Annotated in this window: 25 protein-coding genes; 6 read left to right on the forward strand and 19 right to left on the reverse strand. The window is 40.4% G+C overall.

Annotation, left to right across the window (positions count from 1 at the left end; all coding sequences use genetic code 11):
• Nucleotides 1–3: 3 nt before the first annotated feature.
• From FXV77_RS13425 to FXV77_RS13465, 9 genes are all read right to left on the reverse strand, one after another.
• Nucleotides 4–1,101 (reverse strand): efflux RND transporter periplasmic adaptor subunit, encoded by a 1,098-nt coding sequence (locus tag FXV77_RS13425; protein ID WP_148919747.1) that lies wholly within the window; start codon nucleotides 1,099–1,101, stop codon nucleotides 4–6.
• Between the two features lie 7 nt (nucleotides 1,102–1,108).
• Nucleotides 1,109–2,359 (reverse strand): TolC family protein, encoded by a 1,251-nt coding sequence (locus FXV77_RS13430; protein ID WP_148919748.1) that lies wholly within the window; start codon nucleotides 2,357–2,359, stop codon nucleotides 1,109–1,111.
• A 69-nt stretch (nucleotides 2,360–2,428) separates the two neighbouring features.
• Nucleotides 2,429–3,763 carry a sensor histidine kinase gene (locus tag FXV77_RS13435; RefSeq protein ID WP_222867795.1) on the reverse strand — a complete coding sequence of 445 codons (1,335 nt, stop codon included), beginning with the start codon at nucleotides 3,761–3,763 and terminating at the stop codon, nucleotides 2,429–2,431.
• Nucleotides 3,764–3,767: 4 nt separating this feature from the next.
• Nucleotides 3,768–4,442, reverse strand: a complete 675-nt coding sequence (locus tag FXV77_RS13440; RefSeq protein WP_148919749.1) for a response regulator transcription factor — start codon at nucleotides 4,440–4,442, stop codon at nucleotides 3,768–3,770.
• Nucleotides 4,443–4,544: 102 nt separating this feature from the next.
• The gene (gene rny / locus FXV77_RS13445; protein WP_148919750.1) at nucleotides 4,545–6,104 is read right to left on the reverse strand and encodes a ribonuclease Y; all 1,560 of its coding nucleotides are present in this window, start codon (nucleotides 6,102–6,104) and stop codon (nucleotides 4,545–4,547) included.
• A gap of 251 nt (nucleotides 6,105–6,355) precedes the next feature.
• The gene (locus FXV77_RS13450; protein ID WP_148919751.1) at nucleotides 6,356–6,646 is read right to left on the reverse strand and encodes a cell division protein ZapA; all 291 of its coding nucleotides are present in this window, start codon (nucleotides 6,644–6,646) and stop codon (nucleotides 6,356–6,358) included.
• A 49-nt stretch (nucleotides 6,647–6,695) separates the two neighbouring features.
• Nucleotides 6,696–7,004 carry a hypothetical protein gene (locus tag FXV77_RS13455; protein ID WP_148919752.1) on the reverse strand — a complete coding sequence of 103 codons (309 nt, stop codon included), beginning with the start codon at nucleotides 7,002–7,004 and terminating at the stop codon, nucleotides 6,696–6,698.
• Between the two features lie 35 nt (nucleotides 7,005–7,039).
• Nucleotides 7,040–9,433: a phenylalanine--tRNA ligase subunit beta gene (gene pheT / locus FXV77_RS13460; protein ID WP_148919753.1), complete on the reverse strand. Its 2,394-nt coding sequence runs from the start codon at nucleotides 9,431–9,433 to the stop codon at nucleotides 7,040–7,042.
• A 316-nt stretch (nucleotides 9,434–9,749) separates the two neighbouring features.
• The gene (locus FXV77_RS13465) at nucleotides 9,750–9,977 is read right to left on the reverse strand and encodes an AraC family transcriptional regulator (protein WP_148919754.1); all 228 of its coding nucleotides are present in this window, start codon (nucleotides 9,975–9,977) and stop codon (nucleotides 9,750–9,752) included.
• Nucleotides 9,978–10,045: 68 nt separating this feature from the next.
• Here FXV77_RS13465 and FXV77_RS13470 point away from each other — a divergent pair, with 68 nt between their 5' ends.
• Entirely contained in the window at nucleotides 10,046–10,780 is a 735-nt protein-coding gene (locus FXV77_RS13470) for a hypothetical protein (protein ID WP_148919755.1), read from the forward strand.
• Between the two features lie 20 nt (nucleotides 10,781–10,800).
• A complete protein-coding gene (locus FXV77_RS13475) occupies nucleotides 10,801–11,247 on the forward strand; it encodes an NUDIX domain-containing protein (protein WP_148919756.1) in 447 nt (148 codons plus the stop codon).
• A gap of 25 nt (nucleotides 11,248–11,272) precedes the next feature.
• Here FXV77_RS13475 and FXV77_RS22555 read toward each other — a convergent pair whose 3' ends face one another.
• Together FXV77_RS22555 and rlmH are read right to left on the reverse strand one after the other, a co-directional pair.
• Nucleotides 11,273–11,404 carry a hypothetical protein gene (locus FXV77_RS22555; protein ID WP_262713626.1) on the reverse strand — a complete coding sequence of 44 codons (132 nt, stop codon included), beginning with the start codon at nucleotides 11,402–11,404 and terminating at the stop codon, nucleotides 11,273–11,275.
• A gap of 154 nt (nucleotides 11,405–11,558) precedes the next feature.
• Nucleotides 11,559–12,032 carry a 23S rRNA (pseudouridine(1915)-N(3))-methyltransferase RlmH gene (rlmH, locus tag FXV77_RS13480; RefSeq protein ID WP_148919757.1) on the reverse strand — a complete coding sequence of 158 codons (474 nt, stop codon included), beginning with the start codon at nucleotides 12,030–12,032 and terminating at the stop codon, nucleotides 11,559–11,561.
• 66 nt (nucleotides 12,033–12,098) lie between these two features.
• Between rlmH and FXV77_RS13485 the strand changes: the two genes are divergently transcribed.
• Together FXV77_RS13485 and FXV77_RS13490 are read left to right on the forward strand one after the other, a co-directional pair.
• On the forward strand, nucleotides 12,099–12,995 hold the full coding sequence (locus tag FXV77_RS13485) for a DUF3078 domain-containing protein (RefSeq protein WP_148919758.1): 897 nt from the start codon (nucleotides 12,099–12,101) through the stop codon (nucleotides 12,993–12,995).
• A 138-nt stretch (nucleotides 12,996–13,133) separates the two neighbouring features.
• A complete protein-coding gene (locus FXV77_RS13490; protein WP_148919759.1) occupies nucleotides 13,134–13,733 on the forward strand; it encodes a riboflavin synthase in 600 nt (199 codons plus the stop codon).
• On the opposite strand, the gene FXV77_RS13495 is transcribed toward FXV77_RS13490, so the two are convergent.
• Both FXV77_RS13495 and FXV77_RS13500 read right to left on the reverse strand, forming a co-directional pair.
• Nucleotides 13,721–15,511: a chloride channel protein gene (locus FXV77_RS13495; RefSeq protein ID WP_148919760.1), complete on the reverse strand. Its 1,791-nt coding sequence runs from the start codon at nucleotides 15,509–15,511 to the stop codon at nucleotides 13,721–13,723. The two genes, FXV77_RS13490 and FXV77_RS13495, sit on opposite strands and share 13 nt — an antisense overlap.
• 15 nt (nucleotides 15,512–15,526) lie before the next feature.
• Nucleotides 15,527–16,468 carry a hydrogen peroxide-inducible genes activator gene (locus FXV77_RS13500; protein WP_148919761.1) on the reverse strand — a complete coding sequence of 314 codons (942 nt, stop codon included), beginning with the start codon at nucleotides 16,466–16,468 and terminating at the stop codon, nucleotides 15,527–15,529.
• Nucleotides 16,469–16,561: 93 nt separating this feature from the next.
• Here FXV77_RS13500 and FXV77_RS13505 point away from each other — a divergent pair, with 93 nt between their 5' ends.
• Nucleotides 16,562–18,727, forward strand: a complete 2,166-nt coding sequence (locus tag FXV77_RS13505; RefSeq protein WP_394344147.1) for a S46 family peptidase — start codon at nucleotides 16,562–16,564, stop codon at nucleotides 18,725–18,727.
• On the opposite strand, the gene FXV77_RS13510 is transcribed toward FXV77_RS13505, so the two are convergent.
• The 5 genes from FXV77_RS13510 to FXV77_RS13530 form a co-directional block, all read right to left on the reverse strand.
• Complete coding sequence (locus FXV77_RS13510; protein WP_246162465.1) at nucleotides 18,702–19,871, reverse strand: ABC transporter permease; 1,170 nt, start codon at nucleotides 19,869–19,871, stop codon at nucleotides 18,702–18,704. The genes FXV77_RS13505 and FXV77_RS13510 overlap by 26 nt on opposite strands.
• 14 nt (nucleotides 19,872–19,885) lie before the next feature.
• The gene (locus tag FXV77_RS13515; RefSeq protein WP_148919763.1) at nucleotides 19,886–20,842 is read right to left on the reverse strand and encodes an HlyD family secretion protein; all 957 of its coding nucleotides are present in this window, start codon (nucleotides 20,840–20,842) and stop codon (nucleotides 19,886–19,888) included.
• A gap of 2 nt (nucleotides 20,843–20,844) precedes the next feature.
• A complete protein-coding gene (locus FXV77_RS13520) occupies nucleotides 20,845–22,233 on the reverse strand; it encodes a TolC family protein (protein ID WP_148919764.1) in 1,389 nt (462 codons plus the stop codon).
• Between the two features lie 74 nt (nucleotides 22,234–22,307).
• Nucleotides 22,308–22,868, reverse strand: coding sequence for a Crp/Fnr family transcriptional regulator (locus FXV77_RS13525; protein WP_148919765.1), 561 nt, complete (start codon nucleotides 22,866–22,868; stop codon nucleotides 22,308–22,310).
• 18 nt (nucleotides 22,869–22,886) lie between these two features.
• On the reverse strand, nucleotides 22,887–23,198 hold the full coding sequence (locus tag FXV77_RS13530) for a hypothetical protein (RefSeq protein WP_148919766.1): 312 nt from the start codon (nucleotides 23,196–23,198) through the stop codon (nucleotides 22,887–22,889).
• 113 nt (nucleotides 23,199–23,311) lie between these two features.
• Here FXV77_RS13530 and mazG point away from each other — a divergent pair, with 113 nt between their 5' ends.
• On the forward strand, nucleotides 23,312–24,115 hold the full coding sequence (gene mazG / locus FXV77_RS13535) for a nucleoside triphosphate pyrophosphohydrolase (protein ID WP_148919767.1): 804 nt from the start codon (nucleotides 23,312–23,314) through the stop codon (nucleotides 24,113–24,115).
• A gap of 16 nt (nucleotides 24,116–24,131) precedes the next feature.
• On the opposite strand, the gene FXV77_RS13540 is transcribed toward mazG, so the two are convergent.
• Complete coding sequence (locus FXV77_RS13540) at nucleotides 24,132–24,839, reverse strand: hypothetical protein (RefSeq protein ID WP_148919768.1); 708 nt, start codon at nucleotides 24,837–24,839, stop codon at nucleotides 24,132–24,134.
• Nucleotides 24,840–24,846: the final 7 nt, after the last annotated feature.

The raw sequence follows: 24,846 nt of genomic DNA on the forward strand, positions 1-24,846 counted from the left end.
TCTTTATTTATTCAGCTGCTCAAAAATCAACAAGGCATTTGAACCAATGATTTGCTCATTTGGTTTTAATTTTTCCTTTATAAACGTATACTCCTCATTACGTCCTACGGTTGATATGGGTTTGATTTCCATATCACAGCTATCCCGATACACGACCACGTACTCTTTGTTATTGCTGAACACTTTCGCCCGATTTGGAATAGCAAATGCATTTCCTGCATCATTTTGCAGATCAATGATAATATCCGCGCTCAATCCCGGCATTAAATCCAATTGGGGATTTGCCAATACAACTCGTGCTTTGAGCACATGTTCGTTGTCATCAAAGGCATTGTATATCTTATCTATCTTTCCCGTATAAAATTTATCCGGATAGGCGATCGTGCGAACTTTCACACTATTTCCCAGTGATACATACCGTAAATTACTAGCATAGATATTCACCATCACCCACACCTCTTTCAAATTGGAAATAGAAAAAAGAGGTGCGCTTTCCGCTGTCACGTTTTGACCCGGACTGATCAATTTTTGAATAATGTAACCATTCTTCGGGGCAAGAATATGAAAAGCGTCCTTTCCTGCTGCTTTATAAAGCGATAAAGCTTCGGTTACTCTGTCGAGTTCTATGATAGCACTCTCCAATTCATGTTCGGCCGCAAGAACCTCCGGCGTTGCCAACAGCCCGTCCGCAGCAAGTTCCTTTTTACTTTCAACTTGCTTTTCCAACAAACTAATTTGATTTTGTTGGTAGCGCTGTTGCTGATAGAGTTCCTGGATCTGCGTAGATTTTATTGTTGCCAATACCTGTCCTTTATATACCGGATCGCCTAATTCAAAATCCACTTTTTCTACTATACCCGATAAAAGACTACGAAACGCCATTCTATCATTTTCGTTGTACTCTATTTTTCCCGATAAGGTCAACTGCTCGGTAACCGGACGTTCTTCTACGACAATAATTTCAGTCGATTTACGTAACGCTTCATTCAGACAAAACGTTTCCGACCTTGCAGCCACCGATTGCTTCTCTTCTACTTTGGGGGCGCAGGACACGAATACACAGCATATCCCCATTAAATACCAATACATTACACTTCTCATAACCTTGTTAAAAATCTTTACCTATTAGATATTGTAGCTCCTCAAACGTGTTATTGTAGTTTTCCCACAACTCCAGGAATGATTGCCTTGTTTCTCGATGAGACTGCACATAGTCCATAAATTCCATTAACGTGACCTGACGATTCTCGAGATGTTTCCGGTAGTTTTCGACCAGACTGTTCTGCTCGCCTTCCGTTTCACTTGACCACTGATTTAATGCATTCTCATATTTTAAAAGTTGATTTTTATAACGTTGTACAGCCTGTTCCAACTCCCATTGCAACGCCGTATACGTTAGATGCTCTTGATCTACCTGCTGTTTAGCTTTTTGTATATTCCCCTTGTTTCTATTAAAAACAGGCAGATCCATCTGTATCCCCAACCCAATGAAATCCTGCATGATATTTCCACCACGGTCATATCCCAATTGCACTGTTAAATCCGGAGTTCGTTGGGCCTTCTCCAGCTCCAATTGCTGTTTTGCCATTTCGATTGCCGTTGACTGTTTCTTAATCCCGATATTTTGGTCGGCTATCAAACTGGTCATATCATTAGGCAATAGCAGGGTACGGCTTACGAATGATTCCTCTACCAGAAGTTTTTCTATTTCCAAGTCGGCTATTCCGGTCAGCACGCGCAAAGTGGAGAGACTTGATTCGGCATCCACTTCCAGCTCCGCTAAGTCTTTTTGCATACCCAACAATTCATTGTGTACACGATTATAATCCGCTTTGGATACATTCTCCTGCTGTGCCTGTCGTTGATACTGTTTTTCCAGCTGTTCAAATAGCTTCACCATATCGATTAATTGGGATTGGCTATATTTTAAAGATGTTAGGTGATGGAAGTGCTGGCGGAGTTCCTTTCTTAATTCACGGACGAGTTCTTCGAATTCGTAGACGGCAAAACGATGTTCCAGTCGTTTGATCGCTACGCGTTTTTTTCGTTTTCTGGCCGTTTCGATCAATTGCTCTAATTCTATGGAGATTTGCTGGGTTTTGCCATACCGTCCAAAAAGAGGGGATAACACCTCACTGCCCGCATTCGCCCATAGATTTACTTCACTGACCGCCAAACTTGGATTTTCCCATACTTTTTCCTGTATGATTCCCGCTTCTGCCTTACCAACATCAAATTTAGCGGCCAATAGTAGGTAATTTTCCTTCAGAAAATTCGCTTCCAGTTGTGATAGCGTATAAGGTTGAGCAACGCCAAGCGATACAATAAAAAAGAAAAAAATAGTTATGTAAAATTTCACCTCAAATATATTTCCGGCAAAGTTATGCAGACAGTATTAAGGTAAACTTTAAGATAGATTAGAGTTTGATTAGAAATATAGCTGAACGGTCGTACCTTTCTCTATGGATAGAATACGCATTTCTATACGATGCAACGTAAAAATAATATTCGCCATAGACAAGCCTATACCTTTCCCTTGGTATTTCAGCGCATTGTTCGCGCGATAAAAATTCTGTCGGATATACTGCATATCATGCTCCGGAATACCAATTCCCTGATCGATGATCGTGATAACAAGTTTCCCCTCCTGTTCATGAAAAAGAACACGAACTACTTGGTTATCCGAATACTTAATGGCATTTTCCAATATATTTCCAAAGGCAAGCTCCAATAGCTTATCGTTTGCCTCCACCGTTAGCATGCTATTATTTTTTACTTGGATATCAACCTCGATACGCGCTCGATGATAGAGCACCATATTCTCAATAACCTGCCACATGACCTCATCTGCACGTATGGGCTTTAATTCAAAGTTCGTTTTCGCTCCTGAAAGAAGCATCATTTGCTCTAATGTCGTCTGCAAGTCCAATGTATATTGCTCCAGTTGTGCAATGGCATTTTTATATTCCTCTACAGACCGCGGTTTGCTTTCGGTCACTTCGAGCGTACCTAATAAAGCGGCAATTGGCGTGCGCAATTCGTGCGAAACATAGTCGATAAAGTTCTTTTGTACGTTAAATGTCTCTGCGATACGTTTTACAAAATGATTGTAGGTTTTCACCAGATCTTCGATTTCAGCATAAGTCTTGTTCAGTGACAGGGGTTTATTGAAGTTTATGCTATCCCGTTCCCGGATTTGATCAATAATCTTCATAATGGGCTGGTAAGCGATATGACTTAAATACCGGGAGAACAGAAAGATAAATGCAATACCGGATAGGAATACGGCGATGAGGATATGAAAGAGCGAAAGCATCTGTGCGTTAAAGGCATCTTTCGGTTCGCGGGTGACAACAACAAAATCGCCTTGATTATCCCGGTAAAAAATTCCGTTATAAAAAAAGGAATCGGTTTTGAAAAAGCTATTTTCAGCACGACGTACCTCCGCTAAAAAATCAGGAGAGATTTGCCCAGTCGTCGGCATATCTCCATTAAATACGTGGTTTGTGCTATCGAACACCGCAATATTCCGTCTGGAGATCGTGCGGTGCAATTGGCTTTTAACATTGGCGTGTTCCAGAAATGACAGTTCATCTTGTTCCAAATAGTAAATCGCCGCCAATAGCGATTTGCTTTCCAATGATTGACGTTCTTTCCGTTCCATCTGCGCATAGTACGAAAAATAGATAACGACCGAGAAGATCAGCATAATGACACCAAATATCACAACTGCATATAGGGATAGTCTGTGCCTTAGTTTCATACCATTAACCCTTAAACATATAGCCTACACCTTTCACCGTAAAGATGTATTTTTCGCCCTTTTCGATTTTACTTCGTAGATAGGATATATATACATCGACTACATTTGTATGGTTCTCAAACGTGATGCCCCAAACGGCATTCAATATCTGTATTCTTGTTACGGTTTTGCCAACATTTTCTGCTAGATAAATAAGTAACTTATATTCTCTGGGAGACAATTCCACAGGTTCTCCTGCCAAGGTCACTTTATATTGCTCCAGATTGATGTACAATTGCCCAAATTGCAACTCTGCCGTCGGGGTCTCCAATTGTTCATATTGTCGTCTGCGTGTAAGTGCGCGAATGCGGGAGATCAGTTCATCAAAATGAAACGGCTTTGTTAAATAATCATCAGCACCATAGTCTAACGCCGATATTTTATCCTGTACACTGTTCAATGCACTTAGCATCAGAACAGGTGTATATACTTTTTTATAGCGCAACGCTTGCAAAAGCTGTACACCGTCCATATCGGCTAACATAATATCCAAAATGATCAGATCCCACTCAATATTTATATATTGTTTCAGTACATCTTCCGCATTTTTACATAAAGTGACCAGATAACCACATTCCATCAATCCCTTTACCAAAAAATTACTGATTCGATTGTCGTCTTCTACTACAAGAATTTGCATAAGCTGGTATTTGCTCAAAAATAAGGAATTTGGATAAGGAAGTTAGCATAAAAAAAGCTGCCTTCGTTAGGAGCAGCTTTATTTTAATCTGTATAACAATCACTATTTTGCATAGGCAACCGATCTTGTTTCACGAATAACCGTTACTTTGACTTGGCCTGGATACGTCATTTCCGTTTGGATCCGGTTGGATATATCCGCTGCCAGAATCTCTGCCTGCGCATCAGAAACTTTCTCTGATTCGACCACGACGCGCAATTCGCGACCTGCTTGAATAGCAAATGTTTTTTCCACGCCTGGATAAGAAAGAGCAAGCTCCTCCAATTCCTTCAAACGCTTGATATAGCTTTCCACAACTTCGCGGCGTGCCCCAGGACGTGCACCTGAAATAGCATCACATGCTTGAACAACTGGTGAAATCAAAGAGGTCATTTCTATCTCGTCGTGGTGTGCACCAATGGCATTGCAAACTTCCGGATGTTCTTTATACTTTTCGGCCAATTGCATACCTAAAATAGCATGCGGCAATTCAGGATTGTCATCAGGTACTTTTCCAATATCGTGCAATAGGCCCGCTCGCTTCGCATGCTTTACATTTAGACCGAGTTCAGCCGCCATGGTTGCCGCAAAGTTGGCAACTTCACGGGAGTGTTGCAGCAAATTCTGTCCGTAAGAAGAACGGTAGCGCATACGCCCAACCATTCGTATTAATTCCGGATGAAGACCGTGTATCCCTAAATCTATTGCTGTGCGCTCACCAATTTCAACGATTTCATCTTCAATTTGTGTACGTGTCTTCGCCACAACCTCTTCAATACGAGCGGGGTGAATACGTCCATCAGTAACCAATCTATGTAATGACAAACGGGCTATCTCCCGGCGCACTGGATCGAATCCGGACAATATAATAGCTTCTGGTGTATCGTCTACAATAATTTCCACACCCGTTGCTGCTTCCAAAGCGCGAATGTTCCGTCCTTCACGGCCAATGATACGTCCCTTTATCTCATCATTTTCGATATTGAAAATAGATACTGTGTTTTCAATAGCTGATTCTGTTGCTGTCCGTTGGATCGTTTGGATAACCACTTTTTTGGCCTCTTTTGATGCCGTCAGCTTTGCCTCATCCACAATATCTTTGATCTGCATGATAGCTTGTGAACGAGCTTCTTCACGTAGCGAGTTGACCAGCTGTTCTCTCGCTTCTTGAGCAGATAAACCGGCAATTGTTTCCAATTGTTTGATGTGTTGATTCTTCAATTGGTCTACTTCTTCTGACTTTCTCTCGTTGAGTTCAATCAAATGGTCAAGCTTTTTATTCTTGGTATCCAATTCTTGCTTTTCCCGATTGATACTTTCCAATTTTTGATTCAACGACTGCTCTTTCTGCCGAATCGTATTTTCCTTTTGTGTTACCGTGCTGTTTCGTTGGTTAACTTCTTTCTCATGCTCGGCTTTGAGTTGCAAAAATTTTTCTTTTGCCTCTAGATTACGTTGTTTTTTGTGATGCTCAGCCTGTTTTTCGGCCTCTTTAATGATGCTTTCCGCTTTCTCCTGCGCCGTTTGCTCTTGCTTTTTGAAGACTGCCTGCAACAAAAAACGACCGATAACGACCCCTATAATCAGCGAAATTATAATCGAAATAATAGTAATTAAATCCATTGTTATTATATATATGTTATTTCTGTTTATTCAAAAAAAAAACCGCAATTAAATGTAACAGGTCCCATGTATTATTAAACTTCGATTACACATGATTTGAGCAATTGATCATGACCTAGATGGCTTTCGCAAAATGGCCTACATCTTGTTTTCGCTCGTGATATTGAAGCGTTAAGTTTAAAATAGTGACAACCCGAATTTAATTGCGGCAAATTCGTCGTTATAAAGCTCTGAAATAAAGAACGATATATTTATTTTCTAAAGAAATTGGTTAACATATCATCCAATTCGTGAACCTGCTCTTCCAATCCATCCTCATGTTGCTGTGCGTTGCGCTCTGCCTTTATCATTCCTGTGGCGTATTGCAAAACACACATAGACAATAAGTCTTGTTTATCACGAACTGCATAATTTTCCTGCAATTCCTTTATTTTTTCATTAATTAATTTCGCAGCGTATCTAATCACTTCCTCCTCTTCCGTAGCTACCCTTAGTGGATAAACACGGTCTGCGATATTTATTTTTATGGAAATTTCTCCCATGTTTCTTGAGCTTAAATAACGTAACAGGTTTCTCCTTCTTCTCTCTGCCCTACTTCAACAAACCTATACATCTGTCTATTTCTCTCACAAAATCGTTAATTTTTTGCTTTGTGTCAAGTATTTTTTCATTTATAGCTTCTTTATCTACCGCTGATTCGTCGAATGTCTTTGCAACTGCCAAAGCCTTAACCTTTTCCTCCAACTGCTGTACTTTGTCGGTACTCGTCTGAAATGCCACCTGTAACGATTGTACTTCTAGCTTTAACAAATCATTCTCTTCCTGCAGGGCGTCGCACAACTGAATAAGATTCTTCGTCTTCTCGACGATAACATTCATTTGTGTAGATAGTCCAGCCATATAATCTTTTCGCAATTAATCGTTAAACGTATCCATTAGCGCACTACAGCACCAATTTCTTGTTCAAAGTTAAGCATTAATTTTTTAATTATGGCGTCAATTTGTTTGTCATTTAACGTTTTTTCTTCGTCTAGCAACGTGAAACTTAAGGCGTAGGATTTCTTCCCTTCCGGAAGTCCTGTCCCTTTGTAAACATCAAAAATGTTGATTTCTTTTAGTAATTTACGTTCGGTCTTCGTCGCTATTCGTGTAAGCTCCTCAAATGTCACCGCATCGCCTATTAATAACGATAAATCCCGTCGTACTGCAGGAAATTTGGAGACCTCTTTATATTTAATTGTATTCTTACGTATTACCTTACTAACCAGATCCCAATCAAACTGCGCAAAATAAACTTTCCCGTCCACATCAGCTTTTTTTAGATTATCCGCAGAGACAGAACCGAACGTTACCAAAACTTTTTGTCCTTTCTTATAATCCAATCCGTAATCGAAATATTTGCCGTCAGTTTCCTGCAGCTGCAATCCTTGTATATTCAAACGTTTGATTATAGCATCAACAGCCGCTTTTATATGATAGAAATTCGTCTTTTTACCTTTTAAACTCCAATGCTCCGCTATTTGATCTCCGGCGACACATAACGAGAGGTTCTGTCGCTCTTGGTACCCCTCTTCGGTTTTAAAATACGTTTTCCCATACTCAAAATATTTAGCGTTCGGGTTTTTGCGCTTTTGATTGTAGGCAACGGTCGTCAATGTCGAAAACAACAGGTTTTGACGCATGGTATCTAAATCCGAACTCAACGGGTTAACCAAACGAACAGCCGTTTGTTCGTCTTCGACAAACGATAATTTCGTTAGGGAATTGTTCAATATCTCGCGATAGCCATTTCCTATCAATAAATCTGCAATCTGGTTTAACACCACTTCTTTATCCGGCTTTTCCGTTGTATTTAGAGAAGACTTAATCTGCGGGTTTAATTCGATATTGTTATAACCATAAATACGCAGTACCTCCTCGATAACATCGACTTCGCGTGTAACATCCACTTTATATGCGGGTACACTTACCGTAATTTCTTCACCGTTTTCTTCCGAAACACCAATTCCCAGTGCCTCGATAATTGCTCTGATCTCCGTATCGGATATTTCCTTACCGATCAATTGACGCACCCGACCATAATGAACCGGGAATACAAATGACGAAACAGGGTTCGGATAGCTGTCCGTTACAGACGAAACGACCTTACCACCGGCGATCTCTTGGATCATCAGCGCCGCCTTTTGTAACGCATACATCGGCATATTGGGATCTGTACCGCGCTCAAAACGGAAGGAAGAGTCTGTTTTTAACCCATGGCGTTTCGATGTTTTACGCACCGATACGGCATCAAAATAAGCGGACTCCAAGAAAACACTTGTCGTTGTCTCGCTAACGCCAGAATGCTCTCCTCCAAATACACCCGCGATACACATCGGTTTTTCTGCATCTGCAATCACCAAATCTTCTGCGGATAGCTTTCTTTCTACACCATCCAACGTCACAAAAGACTCATTTTCATCGGCATAACGTACAATTATTTTATTCCCTGCAATCTTCGCCGCATCAAATGCATGAAGCGGTTGCCCCAAGTCGTGCAATATATAATTCGTAATGTCCACGATATTATTGATCGGACGCACACCGATTACATTCAATTTTTCTTTCAGCCAATCAGGTGATTCTCCTACAGTGATACCGGAAATAGTTACACCTGCATAGCGAGGAGCCGCCGTCGGTGCTTTTACTTCTACCTGTACACCAGTCTCCTTTCCTTCTTGAAAAGCAGCAACATCACTTAACGTATATGGTTTACGGGAATAAGCGGCTAAATCACGGGCCACACCTAAATGAGAAGCAGCGTCTGCACGGTTTGGTGTTAACCCGATTTCATATCGGAAATCGTCCTGTATGTTAAAATAATCTTTCACACGAGAACCTACGACTGCATCAGCGTTCAGTTCTACAATGCCGGCGTGTGAAGTTCCTAAACCTATTTCATCCTCACCACATAACATCCCTTCCGAAACTTCTCCCCTGATCTTCGATTTTGTAATTTTAAAAGGCTCACCATTGGTGGGATGGCAATTCGTTCCTACCGTCGCTACAATCACTTTTAGTCCTTCCCGCACATTTGGTGCACCACAAACAACATGCAATAACTCCGGCCCACCAACATCTACTGTTGTAATTTTCAATTTATCCGCATTTGGATGTTGCTCGCATGTCTTCACCTCTCCTACAACCAGACCTTCTAAACCACCCGGAATGCGCTGCACCGTTTCTAACAATTCCACTTCCAGTCCGATATCCGTCAAAATCAAGGATAGCTCCTCCGGTGTCTTTTCTATGTTTATGTAGTTCTTCAGCCAATTATAGGAAATATTCATCTCTTGGAATCTTAATTTTAGGCACAAAGATAGCTTTTTTGGCGTGTTCGGTAAAGGGTTTTCTGTTGATGCTACCCAAAACGTTGATTTTTTTGGCACAAATACATACTATCAAGAGAGAAATTTGAACTTATTTTTAGTAAGAAAACAGTGTTTTAAAGCCACAAAAGTGTTTTTTTAACTAAAAAAATAGAAAACACTCGGTATAGAAGCGTATATGTTATGAGGCAAAAGTGATTAGCAATGAGCCAAAACGTATGCTCGATGGCTCATAAGCAGTTGGCCATGAGCCAGCGTGTATACAAAATAAGATAACTTATATAATGATGAAGCAGAACACATCACCGATGAGCCTCCCTTTATATAAACGAAGCATTCGAATAGCTGCAGGTATCGTCATATTTCTAAATGCACGGCTCAGATTTCTGGTCGAACAGCCAAGCGCAGTAGCAATACGGTTGCGATCCAGATCGGGCTCCATATAATGTTCTAATATATACTCATACGCCCGACGATCGAGAATATCCAATCTCTTTTCCGACATAGGACTCCAAGATAGTGATTTTCTGTAAAAGAATCCTTACTTTTAGGCTCTTTTTAGAGGAGAGAATAATGAGTATAAGCAACAATAATAACAATCAGCAGGACAGTTTATTCGGGGACCTCGAAAAAACCATTACCATCAATCAATTGATGGGTACTGCGTTTTCCGAGCGGGATGAGCAATGGCGTGATCAATTTCTGAATCATATCGATGGCGCAAACCTCAAGCTTGGTGAGCCAGAAGTAGCCATTAGCAAAGACGGTTTCCCTTATATTCAACTCCAGACGGTAAGCACTGGAGAAAGTTTTCAAGCTTTTGTTATCAAAAACCAACTAGATACTATATTAGAACAAGGCTTTGGCATCGCTATTAACGCACATTTGAACCAACCTGACTGGATTTTTTCTTATGGCGATCTAGTAAACCTTAAACTAAACGGTTCTTTTTACACCGATAACAAAGTATTTTCCGATCCGAAAGAATACTTGGGTATTGACAAAGACGAGAAAATTTTGGTAGGACAACCTTCTGAAGAGATTTTCCCTAATTTTCTTCGGAGACAGATTCGCGAGTTCTTACAATATTCCGGGATCAAAAATCCAAAAATCATGTTAATTGCACGGAATTACACCGACGAGGAACGGGCATCGCAGGATTTAGTGTTCAATATCATACCTGCACAATTTCCTTCAGAGAAAGATTTCAACACCATCATGAATACCATACAATGGTTTTTACCCAAGCATTACTCCTTTTTCGGCGTGGATGAACTGGCCATCGAAAACGGATTTCAACCCCTTTAACAAAATCAAAATAAACTCAAATGTATTTTAACGTACGCGTTTACGGTCTATTGACTACAGACACCGAGGAAGTTCTTATTAGTGACGAAAAGACGCTCAATGTATCGTTCACTAAATTTCCAGGTGGAGGGCTTGAGTATGGAGAGGGTTTAATTGATGCCTTAAAACGGGAGTTCATGGAAGAATGCCAATTAGAAATAGATATTGTTCGCCATATATATACGACGGATTTCTATGAAAAATCCAGCTTTAATGACAGCCAGATTATTTCTATCTATTATCAAGTACAAGCGAAAAGTCCAATTTTATTCGATATAAAAACAAGCCCTTTTGATTTCTCCAGGGAAAAAAAACAGGAAAAAATAGAAGTATTTCGGTTTATGCCAATTGATAGTCTACAGGAAACAGACTTAACATTCAAAACTGACAAGATGGCCTGGCATCAATTCAAAGAATTGATTTTGTAGAGACGCAAGATTATGCGTCTCTACGTTACCGTAAAAAATACGCCAGTGCGATAACTACGATGATACCGACAATAATAATAATCAGATTTCGTTTACCATCATTATCTGATTCCGCACTTTTAAATTTATAGTCCCTTTTGAATTTATTTATGTCCATAACAGTCTCCTTTTTTTATGGTGATGATAATAACTGTAAACCTAAATAAATTCACTTTTATATGCAAAAATGCAACGCATATAAAATGAATTTGCTTTAGCTCTCCTCTACCTTTGAAAGATGCTTAATAGAGGAAATTTACATAAAAAAATATTTATTCGTGGTGATAGGGTTCTCCCCGCAAGATCGTAAATGCCCGATAAAGCTGTTCCACAAAAAACAAACGGACCATCTGATGGGAAAATGTCATTTTGGACAAAGAGAGTTGTTGGCTAGCCCGCTCATACACTTCTTCCGAAAAACCATAGGGACCGCCAATGATAAACACAATATGCTGAACGGAGCCAACCATTTTCTGTTCCAGAAACTTCGCAAACTCTACAGAACGAAACGTTTTTCCACGTTCATCTAATAATACCACAAAATCCCCGTTGTTCAATTGCTTTAGAATAAGTTCACCTTCTTTAGTCCTTTGTTGTTCTTGCGTTAGGTGTTTTGCATTTTTAATATCGGGAATAACGGAGATATCGAAATGTACATAATGCTTTAGCCGCATTACGTAGTTTTCTATACCCGTCTTGACAAAATTTTCATCGGTTTTTCCGATACATAATAACGTTATTTTCATCTACATTTATTATTTTCATCCTGTATTTTCACATCAAAATTACATTTATTAATAAAATCAAGAAAAATGAAGTTATTAAAAACAATTTCTTATGCCTGCGCACTCCTACTGTCGGTCAGTGTAAATGCACAAGAAAACGCGACACAAGACACGACAAAAATCTGGACTATTAAGGGTGAAAACACCTTCCTGATTAATCAGAGTTCTTTCTCTAACTGGGCCGCAGGGGGTGTCAATTCGTTTGCCGGCAATCTTATCTTTAATTATGACTTTAATTATAAAAAAGATAAATGGAGTTGGGATAATAAAGTATTAGCCGCCTACGGACAGACATTCCAAAAGGAAACCGACTGGCGCAAAAACGATGACCGCTTTGTTCTCAACAGCTTATTGGGATACGAAGCAGCTGAGTATTGGTTGTATACGTTTTTTATGAACTTCAACACGCAATTTGCGAATGGATATAATTACACTGCCGATGGCAGAACAAAAATATCAGGTGGTTTTGCCCCGGCATATCTCAGCTTTGGTCCTGGTTTCGCCTATAAAAGATCAGACAACTTCAAAGTGAACCTATCTCCCGCAGCTGCCCGTCTTATTTTCGTTACGGATGAGGAATTATCGAATGCGGGTGCATTCGGCGTAGATCCCGGTAAAAAATCCAGGTTTGAGTTAGGTGCATCTCTAGATGCTTACTACAAGATTAATTTAATGGAAAATATATCATTGGAAAACATCTTAAAGCTATATTCCAATTACCTGGAAGACCCACAAAACGTGGATGTAGACTATACAGCGAATCTCTTTATGGAAGTGAATCGGTTTATCACCGTAAACGCGGGCGTACAGCTACTTTATGATGATAACACCAATGTACCGAAAGTAAGAAACGGCATAGAAACTGAGGGCCCTGGCCTTCAAGTAAGACAGATCCTCGGTGCCGGAATCACCTATAAATTCTAGCATCAAAAAAGCCTGGGAGTAATCTGGCGATTTCCCAGGCTTTAAAATATGATCCCGTAAAACGGGATAATCAACCTAAACCTATGACAAAGGTATAAAAAGAAAATATAAAAAAGCTACCTTTGCAAAAAAAAGATTATGTTTACCGGCATTATAGAAACTGTAGGAACAGTAACCGACATAGAAAAAGAGTTAGGAAATCTACACTTTTTCATACAATCTGACATTTCTAATGCGTTGAAAATCGATCAAAGTGTATCTCATAATGGCGTATGTTTGACTGTTGTTGGAATAGAAGAAAATGTACACAAAGTCACAGCCATACAGGAAACATTATTGAAATCTAACTTAGGTGATTTGAAAATTGGCAACTTGATCAATCTAGAACGCTGTACGCCAGCAAATGGTCGGTTCGATGGTCACATTGTGCAAGGGCATGTAGACCAAACCGGTATCTGTGTTGCGAAAGAAGAGCAACAAGGAAGTTGGCTTTTTACCTTTACATACCAACCACAACAGCAAAACATCACTGTTGAAAAAGGTTCTATAACGGTAAACGGTATTAGTTTAACGGTGGTCAATTCACAGGTCAATCAATTTTCAGTTGCCATTATTCCCTACACCATAGAACACACCAATCTACAACACGTAAAAGTGGGTGATACGGTTAATCTGGAATTTGATATTGTAGGAAAATATGTTTCAAAAATAATGGCGATGCGTGATCACTCCAAATAATGCCCTTGTCGAACTAATAACGCTCTATATTTGTTGAACACACTGGATTTTGAAATAAAACCTAGATATCGATCATCCTCGTCAACCACAGGTAATATCCATACGTCATCTTTGTTCATCTTGGTCATCACGATCTCCATATTCTCTTTGTCACGCACCACATCGTTTGGTTTTTGAGCCAGTTGTTCGAAGGTCTTGTCAACTCCTTCCTCTTCGCCCAATAAAATGGAAAAAAGCCTTTCGCTATAGATTGTTCCTAGCAATTTGCCGTTATCATCTACAATAGGGAATATATTACGTTTTGAATGAATAATAGCTGACTTCCTATCTAGTGGCGTTTCATGCAGTCGCAGTATGACAAAATTTGTTTCCAGGACATAACGTAGTTTCATCATGCTCAACACTGTTCGATCTTTATCTTCATAAGAAAGTAAATCGCCGGAATCTGCCAATACTTTGGTGTAAATGGAATGTTTGAGCATAGAACGGTTGATAAGATAGGATATAGACGTAACCAGCATCAAGGGCACCATCAGTGTATATCCTCCTGTAATTTCTGCTATTAGGAACAAACCTGTCAGCGGTGCATGCATAATGCCGGCCAGCGCACCTGCCATGCCCGCCACCACAAAATTAGGCACGTTGAGCATCACAACGCCGGTCTGATTGATACCATATGCAAAGGCGAAGCCAAGAAGCCCCCCCATTACCAAACTCGGACCAAACACCCCTCCGTTCCCACCTCCATTCAATGTAAAAAGGGATGCAAAAGATTTTGCAAATAGTGTTAAAACAGTATAACACACAACAACACCCGCCATATGCCTAAACTCAGCAAAGAGACTATTCTTAACAATAGCATCAAACTGTCCGTCAAGCATTTGTTGTATCGCGAGATATCCTTCGCCATATAGCGCCGGAAAAATAAAAATCATCAGTCCAAGCGATATACCACTAAACCATACCTTGTTGTAAGGGTTACGGATTTTTGAGAACCAAGATTTTACCGTTGTACTTATTTTCGCAAAATAGACAGTATACAAGCCCACAATTACAGCCAACAATATATAGAAGATAAGCGCTCCTATCTCCCACTCGGTACTCGCTGTATGAAAAAGGGGTTCGCTATACAACAACCGCGAAACAACGGAGGCTAATGCGGCGGAAATCAACAATGGGATAAACGCGGGTATAGAAAACTCCGGCAGTAAAATCTCAATAGCAAAAATCATCCCCGCAATAGGACTGTTGAACGCTCCCGCAATTCCCGCTGCTGCACCGCAGGCCAGCAACATGGTGATTTCTTTATATTGCAATCCGAAAAAACGCCCTATATTGGAACCAATGGCAGAACCACTATAGGCTATAGGAGCTTCCAAACCGCAGGATCCGCCGAAACCGACCGTGATAGCGCTCGTTACAATCTGTGAATAAACATTGTGAGGTTCTATACGACTGGATTTCCTCGATATAGCGTAAATAATAGGTGTGATGCCGTGTTCAAATTTTTTCTTTTTTAAAAACTTACGGACATACAATACACTCAACAAAATACCAAGAAGCGGGAGAATCAAATAAAAAGAATATTTATAATGCCACTCAATATCATTCTGCAACGTGGCAGCAATAAAATGTGTCAAACCTTTTAATAGAGCAGCCGCCAAACCTCCTATAATCCCGACGAGAAAAGCCAATATGATCAGAAAATTCCGGTTTGAAATCTTCTGCATCCGCCACCGGTTCAGTTCGTCTAGTTTTTTTTGAATAGTTACTCTCATACTTACTGATGATCGTTAAAGATCAAACCCCATTACTTCCCTTTTCTTTTTCGTTTTAAAACGTTCGGGTACAATGTCTAAAATTTCATTTTTCAAGGCCTTCACCGCCTGTTTCCGCACAAAGTTGGACGTCGTTACCAAGCTGATTTCACGGACAGGTTCTGGCGTTTTGAAATACCTTACGTGGTTAAGCTGGTCTTCATCATAAGCTAAGATACTCATTTCCGGCAATATCGTAATTCCACCATTGATGTCCACCATCCGTTTCAGTGTTTCCACACTCCCCGTATTATATTCAAACGTTCCGTCGGCTGCTTGATTATGCTTGTAATGACAAATATTCAGCACTTGCCCTCGCATACAATGCCCCTCATTAAGAAGCCATAATTTTTCATTGGCAATTTCATCTGTCGTCACTATTTTCTTTTCATATAGCGGGCTCTTTTCGGAGACATACGCTACAAAAGTTTCGTAGTACAATGGCGTTTCCTCTATACCAGTCTCTTGTAAAGGAGTAGAAAGAATCCCACAATCCAAACGTCCTGTTTTAAGTTCCTGGATAATTCTTTCGGTCGTATATTCCCAAATCTGTAATTGTAGTTGCGGATATTTCTGTAGTATCTTGGTTAACACATCGGGAAGCAAATAGGGTGCTACCGTAGGAATAACACCTAACTTTAGTTCGCCGGAAATCACGCCCCTCTCCTCTTGCAATAGTTCTTCTATCTTTTTGCTCTCATTCAATGCCACACGTGCCTGTCGTATGATCTTCTCGCCTATTTCCGTAGGTACGACGGGTTGCCGACTCCGATCAAATATTTTCGCTCCCAACGATTCTTCCAGTTTCTGAATCTGCATACTCAACGTAGGCTGTGTTACATAGCAGTGCTCTGCCGCAGCAACAAAACTACGGTAAGTATCCACGGCTATAATATATTCCAATTGGACCAATGTCATCCTATCAATTTTAGCTATGCAAAGGTAGGTGTTTTAGAGAGAATAATTGGAAATGTTTCTTAACTTTGAGCAACACGAAAAAAGAAGTGCATGATGAATATAAAAGCAAAGAGCAGTCTGTTATGTGTTCTTTTATTGGGTGCCAGCGTATTTAACTTTTCTGCATCCATTCCGGACGAAGGAATGTTTCCGCTCAGCGAGCTTAGCCGTGCAGGATTAAAAAAGGCGGGATTAAAAGTAGCGGAGAAAGACATTTATAACCCGGGGCAAATTGGCTTGGTAGACGCACTGGTGCAGGTAAGCGGTTGTTCAGGTTCTTTTGTCTCCCCTAACGGTCTTATCATTACGAACCACCATTGTGCATTTAGCGCGGTGCAGCTTGCAAGTTCACCGGAATTTAACTACTTAAAAAATGGATTTGTTGCCCACGCCTACGAACAAGAGATTGAAGCACAAGGGTTAACCATTCGTATTACAGAATCTTACGAAGATGTATCAGAAGAAGTCCTGAATGCGGTAACTTCCATTAGCGATCCGGTAGAACGGATCAACCGCATCAGCAAAAAACGATCAGAAATTGCCAACAGAGCCGAAACGGAAGATCCTACCATTAAGGCGGAAGTGTCCGAAATGTTCATCGGCAAAAGCTATGTGCTCTTCCGTTATAAAACAATCGAGGATGTGCGCTTGGTTTACGTTCCCAGACAAGATATTGGCGAATTTGGAGGCGAAACCGACAATTGGGTTTGGCCAAGGCATACAGGAGACTTTTCTTTTCTACGGGCTTACGTAGCACCGGACGGATCATCAGCGAAATATGCGAAAGAGAATGTACCTTATCAACCTAAAAAACATCTTAAAGTAAATCCAAAAGGTGTCAACGAAAATGACTTTGTTTTCATCTTAGGATACCCCGGCAGAACATTTCGGCACCGCCCGGCTCCATATATGGAGTATCAAGAAAAATATTTATTGCCTTATACGTCGGAACTTTATGATTTTCAAAATCAACAGATGTTTGCCGCAGGAAAAGATGACCCAAAAACAGAGTTGGCACTCGCAACCCGCGTCAAGCGAAACGCGAACGTCATGAAAAACTATCGCGGTAAACTGAAAGGTCTTCAAAATCTCGATTTAGTGGGAGATAAACGTCAGGAGGATGAAGCCCTAGCACGATTTATCGAGAGCAAACCAGAATTAAAAGCCCAATACGGTACATTGATGACCGACATTGACAAACACTATCAGGCTGTTTTTGACATAGCATCAAAAGAACTTTGGTTCAATAATATCTATAGCAGTATATCATTGCTTCGTATAGCAAATACGATAAATGACTTTAAAGAAGCTATCCTGAAGCAAAACGGACTTAAAGCGCAAGAAGAGGTATTTGTACTTAATATCAATCAAGTAAAGGAATATTTGGATAACATATACGGGAGTTACCATCTCACCGTCGACAAAAATATCGGCCGTCGGATGTTTGAAGATGCCTATCAATTGGATGGACCCAACCAACTAGCATACTTCACCAAGAAAAACTTCATCAGTAAAGAGGAAGCGGGAGATTATATCGTCGCCGTCTTAGAAAAATCCAAACTTAACAGTCAGGAAACGCTCTACGATACAATACTAAAAGATATACAATCGTTGAAGAATTACAACGACGATCTGTTGTCGATTTTAAAAGAACTGGATGATGAACGGGAGGTATTCAATGCAGAGCAGAAGCGACGTGAAGGTGTTTTGAATCGACTTATGGGAGATTATGTTGCCGTTAAAGAGCAATATCAAGCCAAAAACTTTATTCCAGATGCAAACTCAACCCTGCGTCTTACGTTCGGAAACGTTAAAGGATATAGTCCAGCCGATGCAACTTATATGAGCCCTTTTACAACAATAAAAGGACTGATAGAAAAAGGGAATTCAGGATTGCCCGAATATGAATACCCCGAAAGTATAAAAACAGCTTGGTTGGAAAAAAACTTCGGCGCCTACATAAAGAAAGACCTTAATGATGTTCCAATAAATATCCTTTATAACATGGATACCACCGGTGGTAACTCGGGCTCACCGATTATGAATGCACATGGCGAATTAATTGGGGTCAACTTTGACCGTGCTTATGACGCGACCATAAACGATTTTGCCTGGAGTGAAGATTACAGTCGCTCCATTGGCGTGGATATCCGGTACGTATTATGGATAGCCGACAAAATCGATAATGCGCAATTTATTTTAAAGGAGATGGGGATATAGCCACTTTCCGTATCTTCACGGCCAATACCACTGTGGCAATAATAAAACACACCACAGCAATAATGGCCATCGCTATCAAACCGCTATAGGTATGGTAATTTTCTCCGTGCTGGATAAACATGATCCTAAAAATGCGTAAGTAGTGTGTAGACGGAATGACGTCAGCAATAAGCTGTACCCACCTAGGCATCAAACTAGATGGCCAAGTGAAACCACTTAAAATAAACGCCGGCGTCGCGATAACCATCAATATTTCCGTTGCTTTCAACTGTGACGGTAAAACGATGCTCACCAACACACCGATAAAACACACCGCTAGCATGAACACAAAAGTACACAACACAAACCACCAAAAGTCAGCATGTAGTGGCATCTCATACCATCGTCCAAATCCCCAATATAAAGCCAGAATACCAACCGACATCAGGAGATATGGAATAATCTTTACGAAAATAAGTCCTACGGGATTCCGCATTTTCTGGGCTAATTCCGCGAAGGTGCCGCTTTCAAATTCAGAGGAAAAGGATAACGCTAGCCCCAAAAGGAGTACTTGTTGTAATACAATAATCAATACACCGGGTAGCATGAAATATAGGTAGTTGCCGCTTCGGATATTCTGCCTAACCATTGTCGTTTTAAAAGGTTCGTATTGTTCGGCGGCAATTTTTGCGGGGACTCCTTGCTTCATCTGCGTCTCTATTTGTACGCCCGCTTTTAGCGTCATCGCACAAACATTTACCGCCATGGCAGCTGTATTGGAAGTCAATGTATTCGAACCATCCACAAAAATAGTCACTTCAGGAACCCGTTTTTGCTGAACACCTGCAGCAAAACCTTTAGGGATATGCACGATAACCGTGGCATCTTGTTCAATAGCCATCTCTTTTGAATCAAACAGAGTGGGCAGCATACGAACGACCTTGATGCTTTCATTATCGTTCATCATATCGACAAAAGTTGTGCTTAATGGACTATTGTCTTCATCGACAACAATAATGGGCATTTCTGTTACTTTCCCCTGTTGGTACACATGTCCTATCAATACACCGTACAGAATTGGTGCCCCAATAAAGAGCATCATCAGTACGCTATTATTGAAAAAGAGCTTAAATTCGCGCTGAATGAGTCCTATAAAATTTTTCACGTTCTAATCCTTATCTATTGTATTTGAAGAACGACTAACGTTTTAGTCAACAAATCGCTCACATCGGCATGATCTTGAGGCATCACTTTGACCTCAAATACGGTCAATTGGTTATCATAGTCGGGATAAGCGGTGGAAATATTCGCATACGAGCTCAGGGCTTTCATCGCTACTATCCTTCCTTTAATTTCCTTGTTATCCAAATAAGGAATATGCAGGATAACCTCACTTCCCCTATTTAATTTACCCACTCTATTTTCGGGCACCGTAAATCGGAAATAAGTGGAGTTGTTGATGTAACCATTGATAATGGCATACCCTGCAGTCGCTAGTTCCCCAACAGTTAAATTAATGGTTTCTACGCTCATATCCTGCGGAGCGATGAGGTATTTTTCCTGTGCGGCTACTTTAACCTCGGCGACAGCTCCCAAAGCACGTTCCTTCTGACCTAGCGCCATGACTTGTTGCTCGTAACGAGCTCCGTTCCTAGCCTCTTGTATTTCAGCTTGAGCCGCAAGATATTGATTTTTAGCTCCTTGATATTTAGCATACGTTTCATCATATTGTTGCTGCGACACCAGACTGTCACTCAACAGATTTTTCAGCCGGTTGATGGATTTCTCTGCAAATTCATATTGCTCTTTTAATCCATCTACTTTAGCTTGCAATTGGACCAGTTGCCCACTTGTAGCACCTTTTGTTGCCATGTTATATTGTGCTTCGGCAGATTGCAAGGCACCTTTCGCTTGTTCTGCTTTTGCGTCCACCTCCGGAATATCCAATATCGCCAATGTATCTCCAGCATGCACGAAATCTCCTTCTTGGATCCGTAGCTCTGCCATCTTTCCAGGAACTTTCGTTACAATCGTTATTTGTTCACGTTCTACTTTTCCCTCCAACGGCTTTTCCCGAACTTCATTTTTGCAAGCAAAAAATAAGAATGCCAAGGGTACAAGGTATAACTTCTTCATTTCTATTCGTATATGGTTTGTAATAGTTTTCCTGATGTATGTAATAGCTCCAATGCCACAGCACGTTGCTGCAAAACATGGCTATAAAAATTGAGATTGACTTTATACCATTCATTTTCAGTCGCCAACAGTTCCGTCACGTCGATCAAACCAGCTTCGTACTGCTTTGAAGCCATCTGCAAATTATTTTCGGCAACTTTGATCTGTTGGTCACCAACTTTCAATTTCTGATTTGTATTGGTATAGCTCACCTTGTTTTTATCCAGTAATAAATTTAGTTTTTCCGTTGCGTCAAGCAGTTTCGTTTCGTTGATGATCTGATCTAGTTGTACTTGCTTTACTTTATTTCGGTGCTCCCCGCCATTAAAGATATCCCATCTCAGCCCTACACCAATCATAAAGTTAGGTCTACCTTTTAAATGATTGGTAGAAAGCTCGATATCACCTACTACAGGTCTGTCTTTAATTGTTAGATTCGTATTATGCAGATTCAAATAGCTTGCCGAGCCAAAAGCAAATGCGGTAGGTAGCGAAGCTCCTTTTTCTTTCTTATACAAATATTCATATGCTTTGGATGACGCATCCAATGCTTTTAATTCAGACCGTTCCTCTACTCCGGTTGGTACATCCGATAAATAGATTGGAGAGAGGTTGTAGAGCACCTCTTCGACTGCTGATGTAGACAAATCTGTTTCCTGTTGTATTTTTTTGACTAACAACGCACGGTTACCGGCTAACTCGACCTTCTTTTCCTCCAATTCTAATAGGGCGAGTTTGAGCTTATCGCGATCATAGGGAATAGCCAAGCCATTCTCGATGGCCTTGTTCACTTTCTCTTGCTCCTTTTTCAATCGCCGCTCGGAATCTACAATCAGTTTATCCACCTGATTCAACAACATAAGTTGATCGAACGTGACCGCAATTTCTTTTGCCATTCCTTCTTTCCCCGCTTCGGCCAAATAACCTTGTGCACGAGCTTTTTCCTGGAGTGCCCGTTCGCCATTGGGAATCTGCAATCCCGAAAAAATAACCTGCCTTACGGACACACCGGCATACGCAGCCTGTGATCGGAGGTTGAAGTCCGTAGCTCCTTCAAATAGCCCTAGATTTAAGACGGGCAGATTTAACGTCGGGATATCAAGACTTCCGTTGTTGTACATGAAACCATACAAACCCGTTGCCGAGACATGGGGCAGCTTATTCGCTTTTACCCCCTCCACTTCCAGATTCGCTTTATCTACTTCGTAGTTTTTGAGTCGCAAATCTTTATTGGTCTGAAAAGATTGCTGTATAATTTCTTTTACCTTTGGATCTATAATGGATTGTGCTCGTCCTGTTTGCTGAAAAATAAAACTAAACAGGATAAAGATCCATCCCCATTTTTTTTCCATAACTTATTTCATTTATTGCAAAACAAATATCTGATTTATATGGCTTGCTTTTTTTAAGATATCTTAAAAAGCGATTAACGTTGTGACCTAATTACACTAAGTGTCTGTTGAGAGATTCCTAAATAAGAAGCGATATCGCCGAGTGGTGCACGCAGGAGGATATCCGGATGCTGCTCCATTAATTTTTGATAACGTTCATGTGCAGTCTCAAATTGCAGGCTCTGTAATCGGGTAGAAAATCCAATCAAGGCTTGTAACAATATGGTTTGTATAAGTCTATTCATAGGTATGGAATGGGATGCAAGTTTCTCGATTGCATCGAAAGGCACTATGGTAATAATCGAAGGTTCCAGTGTTTCCATACCATACATCGATTTCCTGTGATAGAACACACTTTCTGTACCTGCTGCAAAAGTTTGTTCTGAAAAAAAATAATGGGTAATATCCTTACCCGATTTATAATAAAACATCCGAACAAATCCTTGCTCGATAAAGAAAACACTCCGCGAATAGTGCTCTGGATCTAACATGATATTTTTTTTTGCATAGGTTTTGGTTACAGCCACCCGCGCAACGTGCTCTAACAGCTCATCTGTCAAACCGAATGTGGTTTTTAAATAGGGAATTAACTGCATTCCCTAAAATAACATAATTTATGAAGAAACACTATTTTTATACTTCATTTCCAACCCTAATATAATATCGCGCTTTTTTCCTTCTATCAAAGAAAGATTTCCAGCCACAAATACACCTTTTTTACCACTATTGATATTCGAAATTCCGTACACGGTGGATTCATCATCTGGATTGGATGCGCCTTCATAGCGATAGAGATGATCTATTTGATAATTTTCGGCATCTCGTAGGATTTCCTCAAATTCTACATTAAAATCTATAGCATATCCCATTTCTTTCAATTTAGCTAAAGCTACATCCGTCGTTTCATAATTGTGCTTTGTCTCCATAACATCTAACGTTTGTTTTATTTAATAAGATAACACGCTAAGGGGCAGTTCTGTTTTCGTATTTTTTTGGCTAGCTTTGAACATCTTTTTTAAACTAGGTCACAAAAGCAATTATGGCATACCCTGTACCCGAACCTCAATACACTCCTGGAAAAGCATTCGAAAGATTAATCACGATCTTGGACACCCTCCGTGTAGCTTGTCCATGGGATCGAAAACAGACCATGGAATCGTTGAGACATCTCACTATCGAGGAGCTATATGAGCTTACAGATGCGATTCTTGAAAAAGATTATAACGAGATAAAAAAAGAGCTTGGCGATGTCATGTTGCATCTTCTTTTCTACGCCAAGATTGCCGATGAACAACAGCAATTTAATATCGTAGAAGTGTTAAATGCTATTTGTGAAAAGCTGGTGGTGCGACATCCCCATATTTACGCGGATACACAAGTGGATAACGAGGAAGATGTAAAAACCAACTGGGAATCCATTAAATTAAAAGAAGGAAATAAATCGGTTCTGTCTGGGGTACCGAAAGGGCTGCCCGCACTGGTAAAAGCATACCGCATCCAAGAAAAGGTACGTGGTGTAGGCTTCGATTGGGACGACAAAACCGAAGTTTGGAAAAAAGTAGAGGAAGAGCTGGCGGAATTTAAAAACGAATTTAATCTCACGGGCGAAGCTCCCGTCAACCAGGAGAGGGCCGAAGCAGAATTTGGCGATTTGCTGTTTTCTTTAATCAATTACGCCCGGCATTTGGGTATCAACCCCGAAAATGCCTTAGAACGTACCAATAAAAAATTTATACAGCGATTCAGCCACCTAGAAAAACGGGCAGCCGAACACGGGCAGAACCTTAAAGAAATGACGTTGGAGGAAATGGATGTATATTGGAACGAAGCGAAAAAATTATAGCATACAAAAACATACATCAGGGTTCATCGCAATCTAAGGTCTCTACTTTAATAAACAGTTTTTGAAATTTTTCTATTTGTGTACCGTCATAATTGATATGATGGACCAAATGATTCGCACTATTCCACCACCCATATACCAAGACGTAGTCGAAAGCACGATCTAACCTATCAGCATGTTTCATCGTAGTTTCATAGTTATGCCATAGATAGTCCGGCGTACTATTATTTTTCATCTGCTCTTTTATTACATGTTCGTAGGCTTCCAGCAAATCATCTCCTCCCTTATAAAGTGCCTCTGCATATTTCCTCGCTTGCGTACCTTCTCTCACAGCTGCAATTAACGATTCTGGTTCTTCTTTTGCTCTCTTTTGAACCTTCTTTAAAGCCGCCGTCTCTTGCAGATAACGTAAAACGTCCTTTTTTAAATGCTGAAAATAGGATGTTTGGACAATCTCCAAATTTTCCACATGATGTATTGTGCTATCAAATCGCGCATGCAGTTCCTCTACCGTTTCATTATCCGGAACATAATGACTGGTTCGAAAAAGGCTGTACGTATCGACAAGCTGTTTCTCCGTATATTTTTTGCTGTCGTAATAGCCTTTATACGTACACAATTCATCGTCAAATGTCCAACTTTTCGTTTGGGCCAATGCTGCGTTTATCGCGTATATTAAGATGAATGTTCCTATTGAAAATCGTTTTACCCACATAATCTTCATTTACGAA

It is taken from the genome of Sphingobacterium phlebotomi (assembly GCF_008180195.1).
In the GTDB taxonomy this organism is placed as follows: Bacteria; Bacteroidota; Bacteroidia; order Sphingobacteriales; family Sphingobacteriaceae; genus Sphingobacterium; species Sphingobacterium phlebotomi.